The organism is Acetobacter senegalensis, from assembly GCF_001580995.1.
Lineage (GTDB): Bacteria > Pseudomonadota > Alphaproteobacteria > Acetobacterales > Acetobacteraceae > Acetobacter > Acetobacter senegalensis.
The window spans coordinates 157,607-173,501 of the sequence record NZ_LHZU01000148.1 but is presented as its reverse complement, the minus strand read 5'-3'; the positions used below and the strand labels follow the sequence as shown (position 1 = coordinate 173,501).

General features: G+C 50.3%; 14 protein-coding genes. 8 read left to right on the top strand and 6 right to left on the bottom strand.

Annotation, left to right across the window (positions count from 1 at the left end; genetic code table 11):
• Positions 1-20 precede the first annotated feature (20 nt).
• The gene (locus AD948_RS17160; RefSeq protein ID WP_061472896.1) at positions 21-407 is read right to left on the bottom strand and encodes a 5-carboxymethyl-2-hydroxymuconate Delta-isomerase; all 387 of its coding nucleotides are present in this window, start codon (positions 405-407) and stop codon (positions 21-23) included.
• 151 nt (positions 408-558) lie between these two features.
• On the opposite strand from AD948_RS17160, the gene hpaR reads away from it, so the two are divergent.
• On the top strand, positions 559-1,047 hold the full coding sequence (hpaR, locus tag AD948_RS17155) for a homoprotocatechuate degradation operon regulator HpaR (RefSeq protein ID WP_082782502.1): 489 nt from the start codon (positions 559-561) through the stop codon (positions 1,045-1,047).
• A gap of 7 nt (positions 1,048-1,054) precedes the next feature.
• On the opposite strand, the gene AD948_RS17150 is transcribed toward hpaR, so the two are convergent.
• Positions 1,055-1,594, bottom strand: a complete 540-nt coding sequence (locus AD948_RS17150; RefSeq protein WP_006557364.1) for a flavin reductase — start codon at positions 1,592-1,594, stop codon at positions 1,055-1,057.
• Between the two features lie 8 nt (positions 1,595-1,602).
• The gene (locus tag AD948_RS17145) at positions 1,603-3,168 is read right to left on the bottom strand and encodes a 4-hydroxyphenylacetate 3-hydroxylase N-terminal domain-containing protein (protein ID WP_061472893.1); all 1,566 of its coding nucleotides are present in this window, start codon (positions 3,166-3,168) and stop codon (positions 1,603-1,605) included.
• A gap of 187 nt (positions 3,169-3,355) precedes the next feature.
• Here AD948_RS17145 and AD948_RS17140 point away from each other — a divergent pair, with 187 nt between their 5' ends.
• The 3 genes from AD948_RS17140 (at position 3,356) to AD948_RS17125 (ending at position 6,651) form a co-directional block, all read left to right on the top strand.
• A complete protein-coding gene (locus AD948_RS17140) occupies positions 3,356-4,171 on the top strand; it encodes a helix-turn-helix domain-containing protein (RefSeq protein ID WP_169797426.1) in 816 nt (271 codons plus the stop codon).
• Between the two features lie 173 nt (positions 4,172-4,344).
• Complete coding sequence (locus AD948_RS17130) at positions 4,345-5,010, top strand: hypothetical protein (RefSeq protein WP_156479082.1); 666 nt, start codon at positions 4,345-4,347, stop codon at positions 5,008-5,010.
• 99 nt (positions 5,011-5,109) lie between these two features.
• Positions 5,110-6,651: a carbohydrate porin gene (locus AD948_RS17125; protein ID WP_082782501.1), complete on the top strand. Its 1,542-nt coding sequence runs from the start codon at positions 5,110-5,112 to the stop codon at positions 6,649-6,651.
• 310 nt (positions 6,652-6,961) lie between these two features.
• Here AD948_RS17125 and AD948_RS17120 read toward each other — a convergent pair whose 3' ends face one another.
• The 3 genes from AD948_RS17120 to pcaF are packed head-to-tail and all read right to left on the bottom strand — an operon-like array spanning position 6,962 to position 11,089.
• Positions 6,962-7,798: an MBL fold metallo-hydrolase gene (locus AD948_RS17120; protein ID WP_061472882.1), complete on the bottom strand. Its 837-nt coding sequence runs from the start codon at positions 7,796-7,798 to the stop codon at positions 6,962-6,964.
• The gene (locus tag AD948_RS17115) at positions 7,795-9,876 is read right to left on the bottom strand and encodes a 3-hydroxyacyl-CoA dehydrogenase NAD-binding domain-containing protein (RefSeq protein WP_061472879.1); all 2,082 of its coding nucleotides are present in this window, start codon (positions 9,874-9,876) and stop codon (positions 7,795-7,797) included. The genes AD948_RS17120 and AD948_RS17115 overlap by 4 nt, the downstream gene beginning before the upstream one ends.
• 4 nt (positions 9,877-9,880) lie before the next feature.
• A complete protein-coding gene (gene pcaF / locus AD948_RS17110) occupies positions 9,881-11,089 on the bottom strand; it encodes a 3-oxoadipyl-CoA thiolase (protein WP_061472876.1) in 1,209 nt (402 codons plus the stop codon).
• A 330-nt stretch (positions 11,090-11,419) separates the two neighbouring features.
• Between pcaF and paaG the strand changes: the two genes are divergently transcribed.
• The 4 genes from paaG (at position 11,420) to paaZ (ending at position 15,869) form a co-directional block, all read left to right on the top strand.
• The gene (paaG, locus tag AD948_RS17105; protein ID WP_061472873.1) at positions 11,420-12,208 is read left to right on the top strand and encodes a 2-(1,2-epoxy-1,2-dihydrophenyl)acetyl-CoA isomerase PaaG; all 789 of its coding nucleotides are present in this window, start codon (positions 11,420-11,422) and stop codon (positions 12,206-12,208) included.
• Positions 12,209-12,213: 5 nt separating this feature from the next.
• On the top strand, positions 12,214-12,381 hold the full coding sequence (locus AD948_RS18265) for a hypothetical protein (protein WP_156479081.1): 168 nt from the start codon (positions 12,214-12,216) through the stop codon (positions 12,379-12,381).
• Between the two features lie 85 nt (positions 12,382-12,466).
• A complete protein-coding gene (paaK, locus tag AD948_RS17100) occupies positions 12,467-13,810 on the top strand; it encodes a phenylacetate--CoA ligase PaaK (protein ID WP_061472870.1) in 1,344 nt (447 codons plus the stop codon).
• A gap of 19 nt (positions 13,811-13,829) precedes the next feature.
• Positions 13,830-15,869, top strand: coding sequence for a phenylacetic acid degradation bifunctional protein PaaZ (gene paaZ / locus AD948_RS17095; protein WP_061472867.1), 2,040 nt, complete (start codon positions 13,830-13,832; stop codon positions 15,867-15,869).
• Positions 15,870-15,895: the final 26 nt, after the last annotated feature.

Here is a 15,895-nt window from a genome sequence, read left to right as displayed (position 1 = left end):
CTTTTGTTTTTGTTCTGTTTTTACTGTTTTCTTAGCCGATCATGCATGGCGTTTTTCTTCCAACTCAGCGTTGACTCTATTTCTCGTATCTCTAGTGAAAGAGCGAAATTTTGCGTTTCCAATAAACCGGACATCGCATTCGTAGCTGTGAAAAAAATAGCTTCTCCTGCCCGCTTTTTCTCTTCTTGAGACCGGCCCCTCCCAATGCGGAAAGACATATCGACAAACCCATTCTCCGGAAGAGCATCAGCAACCGCCCATGCCGATGCTTCAAAAGCCCTGACTCGGATCGCGCCTATTTCAAAAAGCCCGGTTCCCAGGACTGCATCCCGAAGTTTGAGACATAATTCTGTAAAATCCACCTTTCCTCGTAGATTTGCAGAATATTCGAGAGATAAGTGCGGCACGGGAATCCTCCCACCTCAGTCAGCACATTTACTTAACTTGTTAATGTTATAGCGGCATGTCAGTTAATTTGAGGTCTCACATTCACGTTACGCTCCCTCGTTCCATATTTCGTGATATCCTCTCGATAACCTTTTCAACCCAAGGTGAAATATGACTATCCCAAAGCGGCCACCACCAGCGCAGGACTCGCACTCCGCCTCACGCGCCAATCCGTCCGAATTACCGCACGAAGCCACAAAGGCTTTGCCTATTGCGCTGCTGAGGGCGAGAGAAGCGCTTATGTCCCGCTTTCGTCCCATGCTTGCTGAACACGATTTCACATCCCAGCAGTGGCGCGTTATCAGACTTCTGAACGAGCATTCCACACTCGATGCAGCGCAACTTGCAGAAAAAGCCTTCATCCTGCCCCCCAGCCTGACACGTATCCTTGCCAATCTGGAAGCACGTGATCTGGTGACGCGGGTCCAGTGCGCGTCAGACCGTCGGCGTTATCTCTTTAGGCTGACATCCCTCGGCGAGACCTCTTTCCAAAAAATCTATCCAGACAGGGTAAAAATTTACAAAGAAATAGAAGCATATTTTGGAAAAAGAAAAATAGCGCTCCTTCTTGAACTCCTGGATGATCTTGCTCAATTTTGAGAAGCGTTCAGTTCGATACAATCCCGGCAGTCGCGCCAACAAAGGCTCGATCAAGATACAAAAGCGGATGCCCTACTGTTGAACACCGAATGCTCTGGACTTCCCCAAAGAGCACATAATGTGTTCCAACAACGTGATGCGCCGTAATCTTGCAATCGAACGAGGCAATCGCATCCGCTAGTGCGTGATTCCCGGACGGCAGGCACTCCCACATACCGGACGCATAGCGCTCATTCATATCAGTGACCTTCCCGGCAAAATATTCCGCCAGATCAACATGATCATGGCTGAGAACATTCACACAGAAAACACCATTCCGAAGAAAAAGATCACATTGGCTGGACCGCCTGTTCATGCAGACAAGCAGGGTTGGCGGGCTGTCCGTCACCGAACACATGGCCGTTGCGGTAAATCCGCCCCGCCCCGCTTCCCCAGCAGAGGAAATGACGTTGACGGATGCCCCGACCCTCGCCATCGCCGCACGAAACTCAAGCTGAACAGCTCCAAGATCGGGCAACGCTACCTGTTGCTTAAGTGTAGTGGTCATATCACACCTCACTCCGCAGCTTTCGCCGGAGACAGCCATGTGTCACCAGTCCAACCATTTTCATCATAATCGTTCAAACAGGTATCAACGAGTTCTTCCATTTGACGCAGCACCGTGCCTCGTTCTGCTCCTTTGAGAATTTGCAAGCGCACATCCTCCGGACTACCTGCATAATTCAGTTCATAAAGTGCGTGCCGCCCGCCGAACTCGGTGCCCGTTGCATCCCACAACAGTTTCATGATCTTGATCCGGTCCTTGTGGCTGATGCCGTTTGAACCACGAACATACTGTGCAAGATAACCGTCTATCTCCGGGTTAGCGAAATCCTTGACCGAAGACGGCAAATAAATAAGCCCCGAAGCCACACAGCGACGCACAAGGTCTATCACCCGCGGGTAGGCGTCTGACATAAAGGCACGATAGGTCAACGCAGCTTCAAGGTTGGGAAGCACCGCACCATTGTGCCACTGCTGCGGAGCGCGCGCCATGGCATTGGAAAGCGACCAGAAAAGATGACGCAACCCAATCACCTCACCCAATGCCGCCTGATTACCGCGAAAGGCATCTCCACCCGTGCAGCGGAGCGCTTTGGCAAGAACGCCAGCCAGAAAGTCCAACTTGACAGCAAAGCGCGTGCACCCCTGAAAGCAATACCCCTGCATAAAGCCCGAGCCTATGGGGAAAGACAGGATTTTCTTTGCATCCCGCAGAATGAGAACGTCCTCCCACGGCACAAAAACATTATCCAGCACCAGGATGGCGTCATTTTCATCGAACCGCGAGGAAAGCGGATAATCAAACGGAGAGGAGACCGTGTTCGCTGTCTCTTCATAAGACGTACGGCAGATCATTTTAATGCCGGGGGCATTCATCGGGGCGATGAATGTTACAGACATTGACGGATCTTCTGTCACTGTTGCGGAGCTTTGAGCCAGAAGATTGTAGTGGGTCAGGGCAGACGACGTTGCGACAACCTTTGCGCCAGACACATAAATGCCTGCGTCCGTCTCTTTTGTAATATGGACAAAGACATCCTTGACCTCTTCGGCCGGTTTGTGCCGGTCAATAGGCGGATTTACAATTGCGTGATTAAGGAACAATACCTGTTCCTGTGTCTTTTTATACCATGCCCGTGCGTTGTCAGCGAAAGGACCATACCACTCCGCGTTCGCTCCCAACGTATTTGTCAGCGCAGCCTTGTAATCTGCCGTTCGACCCATCCAGCCATACGTCATTCTCGCCCACCCGGCGATAGCTTGCTGTTGGCCCACAAGATCTTCAACAGACTTAGGCGATACAAAGCTTTTATGGGTAAAGCCGCCATTGCCTGTGTCTGTTTGAGTTGTCAGAATTTTGCTGTGTTCTGGCTGGTGGAGAGCATCATACAGCCGCGCTATTGAACGCGCCGAATTTCGCATGGCCGGATGCGTGGTGACGTCGTCTATGCGTTCTCCATTAATATAAACGTTTCGACCATCACGAAGTGACTCGAGGTATTCCGCGCCCGTGAAAGGACGCTTGATGATGGTAGACGGCTTAGCGCCTGCACCACATAGCCCTGAGGAATCATCCATTTCCGATCATCCTTTATTATTCTTCTTGAAACCGATGGTATATTTTCTGAAACTAAGAGAGAATGCAGAAAATAAAGAAAAACTTGGACTTTTTTAAATGCCCCAAAAACCCGAGATTCCGAGCTTTCTGACATATGGCATCAACACAAAAACTGATGACATAGGCTTTGTGCATGTTGAAAACGTTATGGATCGCAAATCCCTCCATAACGGCCACGTTCCAGCCCACAGGCACGAGCAGATTTTTCAGTTGTGTTTTTGGACAGACGGATCGGGCGCGTATGTCATTGAAGATCGGTTAATTGAATTCCAAGCACCGATGTTTGTCTTTATTCCTGCTCGGGTCGTGCATGGGTTTTCTGTATCATCGGGCTCTGATGCAATCGTGTTTTCTCTTGCCAGCAGTTATACTGATACCGACCCACTTTTTAAAAGCACTGCCGCCCGCACACCGCTGGTTCTGGGCAGTCCGGAGCAACCAAAACCTACCCCGCTGATGCTGACACTTATGCAGGCGGGTTATGAGCGTTACAGAATCGCTCCCGAGACATCACAGAGCGTTATTCGTGGTCTTGCCATAGCAATTTTAGGTGAAGCACTTTCCCTGACCCGTTCTGCACGGGTTCCCGATGAAAGTGCCGCAGCAGTCAGAATCCGGTCTCTCATAGAGGAGCATTTTCGTGATGCGTGGTCGATTACCGATTACGCACGCGCGCTTGGTCAAACGCCATATCAAATCAACACGACGACACAGGCCGCCTTCGGCCAAAGCCTGAAACGGCTGATCATTGAGCGCAGATTACTAGAAAGTAAACGGCTTCTTGCATTTACCATCCGCCCTATCGAGGCCATTGCCGCTGAAGTCGGAATCCCTGACCCCGCTTATTTCTCCCGATTTTTCCATACTTTTTCTGGCCTTTCGCCTCGAGAATGGAGACGGCAATGGGCAGAAAATACTAAAGACAGCTTACTGACAGGCATACCAGACAACACGCCTGCGTGAGGTGGCACGGTATACGTTGTTTTAATTAACATGATAATTAAATTGGTCTACAGACAGCAGGAAGGAGGAGGCCTTCTGTTTCCAGAGACGACACCGCAAGGCTTACCAACTCCCTTTTCCTGGCTCAATCGTACAAAGTCACGCTAAATATAAAAAGAAAAAGGCGGACCAAAATGTCTAACAATGAAAATATATTCAACACTAGACAGCGAAACATTGGATTCAGATCGTCCGATATCGCAGCCATTTTTTACCTGATTTTGGTTACCTGTGGAGTCATATACCTCGTCTTGAATGTCCAGGGGCATCCGTTCCTTTTGGCTTATATAAAATTTTTCTTCCTGGCCTCCTTTGGCGAATGCCTGAGGCGCCGTATTACGCAAGACAACTGGATCCCGGATCATTTGATTGCGCGGGCTCTCATTTGGGGCTGCTTTGGCGTCTGGATTGCAATGTCATTCATGATTATGGATTCAGGCGTTAGATGGTTTGTTGGTACCAGCTCTCTATCTAAACCGGTCACTGCTTTCGCTATCAGTGCGTGGATGAATATCTTTTCCGGGTACGGTTTCTTCATGATGCTAACCCATTTTATCACGGACCGAATGCTGGATGAGGGTATAAAGGCTCCGACCGAATACCTACGTTCCAACGGATTCCCCCGTTGGGCAAAAATTGTTGGCTTATGTCTGATTTTTTTCTGGACCCCAGCACATACCATCACGTTTCTATTGCCCAATATATGGCGGGTTGTTTTTGCCGCTTATCTCAGTGTGGCGCTAGGAGCGATCCTTTCTTTTGCATCGGATTCCGGTTCCCGCGCAGCACGCACCGCGTGAAGCAGTTTTTCCCTGCTGTGCACGCTCTTTTATCCAGGACAAAGATCCCTACGCTTCTGTCTGAATAATAATAAAAATTCAGTCAGAGAGGAGTGTTTCATGAAATTCGTCTGTATACGGTCCGTACTTACGCGGCACCGTCTGTCATGGTTTTGGGCAAATCTCGTATGCGTCAGTCTCGCACTATCAACCCTGTTCCACGTTGCACTGGCAGAGGAAACCACAATAACCTCGCCTCCTCCACCCAACAGTCATTTTTGGGATTCGGTACGCCTTACCAAAGAATTGCAGGACCGCTACGTCAATGTACAGGGACCGATTACACTTGTGCCTTCGGAACTGCCTCCTCAAGTATTGGCTGGCGCGCCTCTTCTGGTGTCACCTGGCACCCCGGCACCAAAAGGACCTTTAACATTCCTAGGCCGATTTCTAACGCACATTGGTTTAACGCCGCACGCAATTTTCAACCAGCTCTATATGACAAATCCTGACATTGGACCACGCCCTGGCCGTTTTTCTCTTGGAACCGGCATTGTGTTGGGATTGGATGCCAATCTTCAGAAAATTATGGGAATCAAAGGGGGGGAAATTCATTTTGAAGAAATTCTCTTTCGGCCCACTGTAAATGGTGGATACCCCGCAGGCCCTGCATGGGCTGGAGCCGTTGGAAATTATTTTGCAGGCATTGATCAGCATAATGATATTGCAGGAGGCTGGCTCGCACTACTGACATATCAGCAAAAACTCTTTTATAATCGTGTTAACTTTTCTGTGGGTAGAACCCACCCTCGGCGGTATTTTTTCTTTAATAACTGCGATAACTTCCTTAACTGCACAGATCCGATCATGCAGGCATCCGCCGGTATACTGCCGCCTCCGTATGCAACATGGGGCAGCTACATCACTGCACGTATGTTTCATGACATCAGTTTTGAGATGGGTGCTTTCGAGGCCAATATGAATCAGTATTTCCAACACGGAAACGGATGGCGTTGGGACACCCGCACGGCCTCAGGTTATCTTCTGCTGGGCGGCTTCAATTATAGAAGGCTTCAGATTTCACACCTTTACGGCGGCCGGTATCAGTTGTCCGGCTTCTTTAACAGTTCCCAATATAAAGACCCTTACACCAATACAACACATTATGGACGAGCCGGTGCCGAATTTCGCGGCCAACAGCTCATCTGGCGCCGGGACCATAGGCACCCAGTCCCTTCCCCCTTACCTGAAGGTCTTAATGCGTTCGGGGCACTCGGCTTTGCCGCAGACCCTGCTGCTCCCTTCAAAGCACTTGCAGAAGGGGGTTTTAGTTATCATGGGCACTTTAAACGCACGTTAGACCGGGAACAGATTAAATTCAGCTACGTACGGGCTTCCAAACACCAGATGCTCTATCAGCAGCGAACACGTATTCAAAATGGAGGAGACCCGCGAATAGGCTCCCAGAATATCATGCGCCTGGAGGTCAGTGGGCATATCTCCATCGTTCCCGGAATCGCGTTCGAGCCAAGCATTCAATACATTTTTAATCCTGACAATTACTATAATCCCGCAGCAAAGAAGATTAGTTCAAATGGTATCGTTCTTGCTGGTCAGTTGATGATCGACATGGGCTTCCTCTCGGGCCTTTCGGCACACTGAGAGAATACTGCACTCGCCCTTTACAAAATTCTTATTCTAAAAAACTTGATTAATATTTATAAGATGTTTTGTAAGAAGAATGTTTACTATACCCACTCTAACGTTAGGATTAACACCGACACTCATCCTGTAATTACTCTGGCCAGCCGGCTGTTCCCTCCCTGTCACTTATCGTCAGTTATGAGATAACACTCTGCTTCAAGAGGAAGAATAACATTCAGGGAACCTAATTCTAGAAAAAGGCAAGGGTAGATTCCGCTCATTTCTGTCGGCTCTTATAGAAAAAATACGATCTTGGGAGATCGAGAAATCAGAATCCTGCTCGTTTCCAACCTGCCGGTTCTTGTATTGCTTTCCCGCGTTTTTTTAGCTCTAGCAAGTACGTTTCAAGCATCATTTCTGCTGCAAACCGCAATGTCTTGCTCAATTTTGGATATGCACGCTCAAAAATATTGGAAAATTCCTGAACCTCATGCGTCAGAATATTTTCAATTTGATGCAGTTTTTCATATCTCTTTTCCAAAAGTTGTTCAATGAACGAATATGGTTTCAGAATCTCTGGCCCGTGCCCGGGCAGAAAAATTCGAGCGTTAAGAGCCTGCACGCGTTCCAGGCTTTCAATATAATCACCCAGATCACCATCCGGCGGTGGAGGAACCAAGGTGGTTGACCATCCCATCACATGATCACCGCTCAGCAAAACTCCATCAGACCGTTCAAGACAAATATGATCTTCTGCATGGCCTGGCGTATGGATAACCCGCATACCCGCAATTTCAGCTCCGTGAAGAAGGTCTTTATCCCCTTTTAACGGACCCGACGGAAACTTGAAAACAGGAACGTTAGCACGCAATGCAAGAGCATGGGCCCCGTCAAAATGATCATGATGCCAGTGCGTGACAATAACATGGCTGATTGTGCCGGAAACTCCGCAAATAGCATCCAGATGCGCAGGATCATCCGTTCCTGGATCAACTACGGCGGTACCGGCTGCATGGGTTATAAGCCACGTATTTGTTCCATGATACGTCATGGAGTGGGGATTAGGTGCTACAATGCGCCTGATCCCATCCACAACATCCATGGGCTTTCCATAGACTGGGGTTTCTTCTCGTAACCGCCAATCTGTCTGCAACGCTGCTTTCATGTTATTCCTGCGGTAAAAGAGCCGCCCGATTGCGCCAGTTTGATCAATAAAGCCGAAGGTTCTGAACCTGCTCCCCCTACAGCGGCAGCAGCTTCCACTTCCCTCAAAACATTAGGCAAACCCATTTTATCAGCCGCAAACATCGGGCCACCCTGAATACGGGGAAAGCCATACCCATTTACAAACACAATATCGATATCAGACGCAGAGGACGCAACTCCGCTTTCCATTACCTTGGCACCTTCATTTGCAAGAACGGCAAGAAGACGACGTTGAATGGCTTCAGCACTCAATTTAACGTGACGACTCCCCGCCTGTTTTCTTCCTGCTTCAATCAGAGCACACGCTTCATCGTCCAGTTCGGGTGAAGCCGAAGCATAAGAATACCAGCCCTTACCGGTCTTTCTGCCAAGACGCCCTGCCTCGCAAAACATATCAGGTATTTTCACATACCGCTCGTTCGGATTGCGTGTTGCACTCTGCCGCTTTCTCATGGCCCATGCAATATCCAGCCCGGAAAGGTCCGCTACAGCAAATGGCCCCATAGCAAAGCCATAAGATTGCATGGCCTGGTCAATGTCCTGCGGGGACACCCCATCTTCCATTAAATATTCAGCGTGCTTACGATAATGTGAAAATATTCTATTCCCAATAAATCCTTCGCCAACAGCGGCAACTACGGGGAGTTTCCGTATTTTCCGTCCTAAAGAAATTGCTGTTGCCAAAGCATCCGGTGCTGTTTTGGCACCACGAATAACTTCAACCAAACGCATAATATGCGCAGGAGAGAAGAAATGCAGCCCCAGCACATTCTCTGGCCTTTCGGCACATCCGGCAATTGCGTCAAGATCCAGATAAGATGTATTTGTTGCGACAACCGTATGGGCCTGCACGACTTTATTAAGACTACGGAAAATATCTTCTTTTACTTCCATGGATTCGAATGCTGCTTCAATCACAAAATCCACATTCTTTAACGCGTCCCACTCATGGGAAATCTGTATTTTTTTAAATCGTCTTTCTGCCTCTTTTTCGCTAATTCTTTTTGTTTCAATCTGTTTGGCATAAAGACTTGCAATGCGTTTCTGGCATGCAGCTACCGCAGCAGCACCACGCTCTATAATCACAACGTTTAATGCTGCATCCGCTGTGGTAACAGCAATTCCCGCTCCCATCGTTCCGCCACCAATAATCCCGATACGGGAAAAATGGCGCGGTTGGGCTTTTTCACTTGCCGGCAAACGTCCTGTAGCGCGTTCTGCAAGGAAAAGATAACGGAGCGCTTTTGCCTCATCACTTTCGCGCAACCGCAGGAAAGCCTCTCGTTCAAGGGAGAGTCCTTGTGCAAAAGGCTCTGTCTCGGCTGCTTTAACCACCCGCACGGCTTCCAGCACAGCCGTAGCCCCCTTGGCCCGCTTAAGGATGCTCTTCTCTGCGTCCTGAACATCAGTTTTCGAAGCACATGGCACATCACGGTCGGACAGCCTGCGCTTGGGAGTATTTTCCGCCAAAGCAATAACGTCCGTTAACATTCTGTCCTCTGGCATGAGCGCATCTAAAATACCAAGATGCAAAGCCTCTTTTCCAGAAATTATTTTTGCGCTTCCAATCAACTCAAGCGCTGTTGCTACCCCTGTCAATCGAGGCAAGCGTTGCGTACCGCCAGCACCGGGAATAACCCCCAGTTTTGTCTCTGGCAGCCCCACACGACTACGCTCAGCGCCAACACGAAGATCACATGCGAGGCCCAACTCCAGCCCTCCCCCTAAAGCAGCACCATCAATGGCCGCAAGAATTGGTTTTTTCATTGCATCAATCGCGGCCACAACCTCTGGCAAAAATGGTTGAGCTGGCGGTCTGGACATCTCGCGAATGTCTGCCCCTGCAACAAACTGTCCGTTCTGGCCTGTCAATACCACAGCCGCTACGGTGGGGTCTTCCGCCAACTCGCGGAGCATATGCAGCAATGACGCTCTTACTGTATCAGACAGAGCATTTACGGGTGGATTATCAATTGCCACGACGGCAATTTTATCATGACGCGACACACGAACGACAGGTTGAGATATGGTCTGCATTGTCTCAAACCTTTTCAATCAAAGCGGCAATACCCTGCCCAACGCCGATACACATGGTTGCCACAGCGCGACGCCCCGCTCCCTGCTCCATGGCATTTACCGCTGTCATAGCCAGCCGCGCACCCGACATTCCTAACGGATGTCCCAGCGCTATGGCACCCCCATGGGGGTTCACATGATCAGCATCATCAGGCAACCCAAGCTGACGTAAAACAGCCAATGCCTGTGCGGCAAATGCTTCATTCAGTTCCAGAACGTCGATATCTTTCACTGAAAGAGCGTTTCGCTGGAGCAATTTCTCTGTGGCGGGAGCCGGAGCAATCCCCATGATCCGGGGGGCTACGCCCACAGTTGCCACTGAAACCAGGCGCGCTTTGGGCTGCAAGCCATGGCGGCGTATTCCGTCTTCACTTGCCAGAACAAGAATCGCTGCACCATCATTCACACCAGAAGCGTTGCCAGCAGTCACACTTCCACCATCACGAAATGGTGTTCTTAGCTTGGACAATGTTTCGGGGGTTGTTGAGGGGCGGATATGTTCATCATCCGTTACCCAGCTTTTTTCGCCTTTTGCAGGGCCAGAGATCTGCACGGGTGAAATTTCACGTGCAAAGAAGCCGCTTGCCTGAGCGGCGGCTGCACGTTTGTGTGAGCGAGCAGCAAAAAGATCCTGATCGTAGCGAGAAATTCCAAACTGTTCCGCCACGTTTTCGGCCGTTTCAGGCATGGAATCCACACCGAACCGCGCCTGAAAAACGGGATTGATAAAACGCCAGCCGATGGTCGTATCATACATCTCGCAATGGCGGCCAAATGCGTGCGTTGCCTTGCCTGTTACAAACGGAGCGCGTGTCATGCTCTCCACCCCACCAGCCAAAACCAGATCTGCATCTCCGGCAATAATGCGATAGGCCGCCATGCCCACAGCATCCAAGCCGGAACCGCATAACCTGTTGATTGTGGTGCCCGATACGCTTTCAGGAAGCCCTGCCAGCAGAAGTGCCATACGGGCTATGTTGCGGTTATCTTCCCCTGCCTGATTGGCGCACCCGAGAATCACATCATCAATGCATTCCCAATCCAGTGCTGCATGCCGCTCACGCATGACACGCAGCGGATGTGCCGCAAGATCATCTGTCCGAATATCGCGTAAAATACCTGCATAGCGGCCTATGGGTGTGCGCGTATAATCACAGATATAAGCATGCCTCATGAAATATCTCCTGCCCGCCCGGATATTACGGGAATATTCCAAAACGGCTCTGTGCTTAGGCAGCTAACAGATCGTGAAAGGCTGTCTCTAACGTCAGGGAACTCATCCCGGCATTGATTCGTAAAGCGTGGGACAAATGCACCAAAGAAAAACGCTTTCTGACATATTGGGTTATCATCCATCGGCTGCCTCCGTTTTTTTTGATTTATTGACAGATGTAGACTTCTGTCAGAATATATCAACCGTCCGGTTGGTCAATATATTAATACGTGATGTCCTTCGCCTGAAACAAAAACAAGATCGGCTCTACCGACCCACAAGGAATATCCCATGACTACAGTGCTCGTTGAACGGCATCCTGGCTGGCTTTCCATAACTCTCAACAGGCCAGAACGCCTTAATTCGCTTAACGATGAAATGCATGCAGCGTTACGGGCAGCCCTGACAGAAGCGCGAGAAGACCCATCATGCAGGGCCGTTCTGCTTACAGGCTCAGGAAGAGGGTTTTGTGCTGGTCAGGATCTTTCCGAGCGGCTTCGCGCACCAGATGCCGCAGCTCCTGATCTTGGACATACAGTAGAGACATTTTATAATCCTCTCATCCGGCAACTTCGGTCCCTGCCTAAGCCCATAGTGTGCGCCGTCAACGGTGTGGCAGCGGGCGCGGGCGTGAATATTGCCCTGGCTTGCGACATTGTGATTGCAGGCAAGGGAGCACGATTTGTACTTTCCTTTGCCAAACTTGGCCTTATTCCCGATTCTGGGGGCACCTACCACCTCCCCCGCCTTGTTGGTGAGGCTCGTGCCCGGGGACTTGCTTTACTGGGCGAGCCCCTCTCAGCAGAAACCGCTGCGGATTGGGGGCTCATCTGGAAGGCTGTTGAAGATCAAAACCTTCATGGAGAGGCTTTCTCTCTTGCAAAACACCTTTCTGAACAGCCGACTTTTGGCCTGGGCCAGATAAAATCTGCCCTCAATGCATCATCCCATAACACATTGGACCAGCAACTGGACCTTGAGCGCGACCTGATGCGCCGTGCTGGCCAGACAGATGATTACGCTGAAGGGGTAGCCGCTTTCATCGAAAAGCGAAAGCCGCATTTCAGCGGTTTGGGATAATCGCTATGTCTTACGAAGGCACTGCCTGTTTTACAGTCTTCCTTGTTCCAAAAGCTGCAAAACCTTGGACCACGCTTTTCATGAAAAAAGACAGAGCACAAAAAAACCTCAACATTGGCAGGGAAAATGCTCATGTCATCAATGGTTTCTCTGCCCTAAAAAACAACATCTAACCGATACAGTGCCTACAGGACGAACGTTTTACAAACCGAACCTTCCCAAAACAACAGCCCCGCAAAGAGGCGATATGAGGTTACGATGAACGCCACCGTCTACACCCCGGCTTACCCCCATCCGGAAGCCATACATGACATTGCTGCGCTATCTCGCGATGAACTGATGTTCATTCAGCTTGAGCGTATGAAATGGTCTCTTCGCCATGCCTATGAGAATGTCGCTTTATACCGTAACCGATGCATAGCGGCGGGCGTCCATCCGGACGATCTCTGCTCATTATCTGATCTGGCCCGGTTCCCGACAACAACCAAAGCAGACCTACGCGATACCTACCCTTTTGGAATGTTTGCCGTGCCACAGGAAAGGCTTGCACGCATTCATGGTTCTTCCGGCACCACAGGAAAACCCATAGTTGTCGGATACACCCATGCGGATCTGGATATGTGGGCGGGCATTGTCGGGCGCTCAATCCGCGCGGCAGGCGGACGGCCCGGCATGAAACTGCATAATGCATATGGCTATGGGTTGTTTACAGGCGGCCTCGGCATGCATTTGGGAGCTGAACGTATGGGCTGCACCGTTATTCCCATGTCTGGCGGCATGACGGAACGGCAGGTGCAACTGATTGAGGACTTCAAGCCGCAAATCATTACGGTTACCCCCTCCTACATGTTGGCCCTGCTGGATGAATTCCGGCGACAGGGTTTGGACCCTCGGGCTTCTTCCATAAAGTATGGTATTTTTGGTGCAGAGCCGTGGACAAACAGTATGCGTGAAGAGATAGAGCAGGCATTCGATATGCATGCTGTTGATATTTACGGACTTTCAGAAGTTGTTGGCCCCGGCGTTGCTCAGGAGTTTATAGAAACAAAAGATGGCCTCCATTTCTGGGAGGATCATTTCTACCCTGAGATCATTAACCCGGAAACGGGCGTTCCCGTCGCGGACGGAGAGCCGGGAGAGTTGGTCATTACATCACTTTCCAAGGAAGCTTTCCCTATCGTGCGCTATCGCACGCGTGACTTAACCCGCCTTTTACCGGGCACCATGGTGCCTGCGGTAAGACGAATAGAAAAAATAATGGCACGTTCAGATGACATGATCATTCTGCGTGGCGTGAACATTTTCCCTACACAGGTTGAAGCGGCCCTTCTGCACTGTAAATGGTGCAGCGCACATTTTCAGATCGAACTGACCCATCATGGCCGCATGGATAACATGACCATTCATGTAGAGCCCCGGCCGGAAGCATGGAACCCGGCAGAAACGTCTCATCGTTCCCGCGAAATCATAAAAACCATCAAAAATACAATCGGTGTTTCTGTGCAGGTTTCCGTGAAAGAACCAGGCATGATCCCGCGCTCAAACGGCAAAGTAACTCGCGTGATTGATAACCGCGCCAAGGCAAGCAGTATTCTGGCCTGAACCTAAAAGGATAATAGTCATGACACCCATACTTGCCTCGTACGCACAGGACAGATGGCATAAAGCTGTTTCAGACTTTGAAGATATACAGAGCGCTGTCAACGGGCAGATCATCGCGCAGGCATCCAGTTCAGGTTTGGATTTTGGAGGACTTGTGCAACATGCGCGCAGCAAAGGCGGGCCTGCACTCCGCAAGCTGAATTTTCATCAGCGTGCAGATATGATAAAAAAACTGGCTCTCTATCTGACAGAACGGAAACAGACGCTTTACGATCTCTCTTTCAATACCGGCGCGACCAGCCGCGATAATCTGTTTGACATTGACGGCGGGATAGGAACACTTTTTGCCTATGCGTCAATGGCCAAGAAAAACCTTCCAGACAAATATATCCTTGCCGAAGAGGTTGAAACACTTTCTCGGAATGGCACATTCATGGGAACGCATATCCTTTCATCCCTGCAAGGAGTAGCCGTTCACATCAATGCCTATAATTTTCCCTGCTGGGGCATGCTTGAAAAACTTGCACCTGCAATTATTGCTGGCGTTCCCGTTATTACAAAACCCGCCACAGTGACCAGTTATGTTGCACATGCTGTTGCCCAAATGATTGTTGACTCCGGCATCTTTCCCCCCGGCGCTTTTCAATTTATTTGTGGAAGCACAGGCGACCTTTTGGATCATCTCGAAGGGCAGGACGTTCTGTCTTTCACCGGTTCCATTACAACCTCCGAAAAATTACGTAATCACCCAATCATTTCTGCAAACGCTGTACGCTTTATCGCCGAACGTGATAGCCTCAATGCAGCCGTACTTGGCCCTGATATTTCTCCCGATATGCCGGAATTTGATCTGTTTATTCGGGTGGTTACGCAGGAAATGACCGTCAAGGCAGGTCAGAAATGTACAGCTATCAGAAGAATTATGGTCCCGGAGACCATCATCGCAGAAGTCACAACAGCACTAAAAGCACGGCTGGACAGGATTGTTGTGGGCGACCCACAACATGAAGGTGTGACAATGGGCCCCCTCGCTGGCCTCGCCCAGCGTGAAGATGTTCGGCGTCATGTCGCTACTCTTGCACAAGAAAGCGAAATTGTTTTCGGGGACCCACAGCACTGTGATCCACTCGGTGCATCTGATCAGAGCGGAGCTTTTATGAGCCCGGTCCTGCTCCAGAATCTGAACCCTCATGATGCCACCAGTGTACACCATACTGAAGCTTTTGGCCCTGTTGCGACCATCATGCCCTACACATCTCTGGCCGACGCAGCCAGCCTGGTAAAACGTGGTGAAGGAAGCTTGGTCGCAACCCTCTGCACATACGATGACAATGTGGCAGCAGAGCTTGTAGCAAGTCTGGCTTCATTCCACGGGAGGCTGCACATACTGGACCGGGATTGTGCCAAAGAAAGCACGGGCCATGGCTCACCCCTTCCCGCCTTGGTGCATGGCGGCCCCGGCCGTGCGGGTGGTGGAGAGGAACTGGGCGGCATACGGGGCATTCGCCATTATATGCAGCGCACTGCCTTGCAGGCCTCTCCCACACGCCTCACACGGCTCACAGGGCGCTGGACCATTGGCGCGCAGGAAGCGTTGCGCAAGGAACATCCCTTCCGATACAATTTTGCCCAGCTAACGGTAGGGGACACCATCCATACTCAGCCGCGCACCATTACAGTGCAGGATATAGAGCATTTTGCTGAATTTACGGGGGATACTTTCTACGCTCATACGGATGAGAAGGCAGCAGCCGCCAACCCGTTTTTCCCCGGTCGCGTTGCACATGGCTATTTGCTGCTCTCTTTTGCTGCCGGCCTGTTTGTGGACCCAGCGCCTGGTCCACTTCTGGCCAATTATGGACTGGAATCCCTTCGGTTCCTTAAGCCAGTGTCACCTGGAGATGCCATTCAGGTACGGTTGACTGTAAAGTCAAAAAATGCCGCTCGTGAACCTCATTATGGCGAGGTTCGCTGGGACGTAGAACTGTTTAACCAGAACAAGGAGACAGTGGCCCGCTACGACCTTCTGACCATGAGCGCACAACCTGCTACAGCCTGAGTCTGGCAACTTTCTTTTGTCAAGGG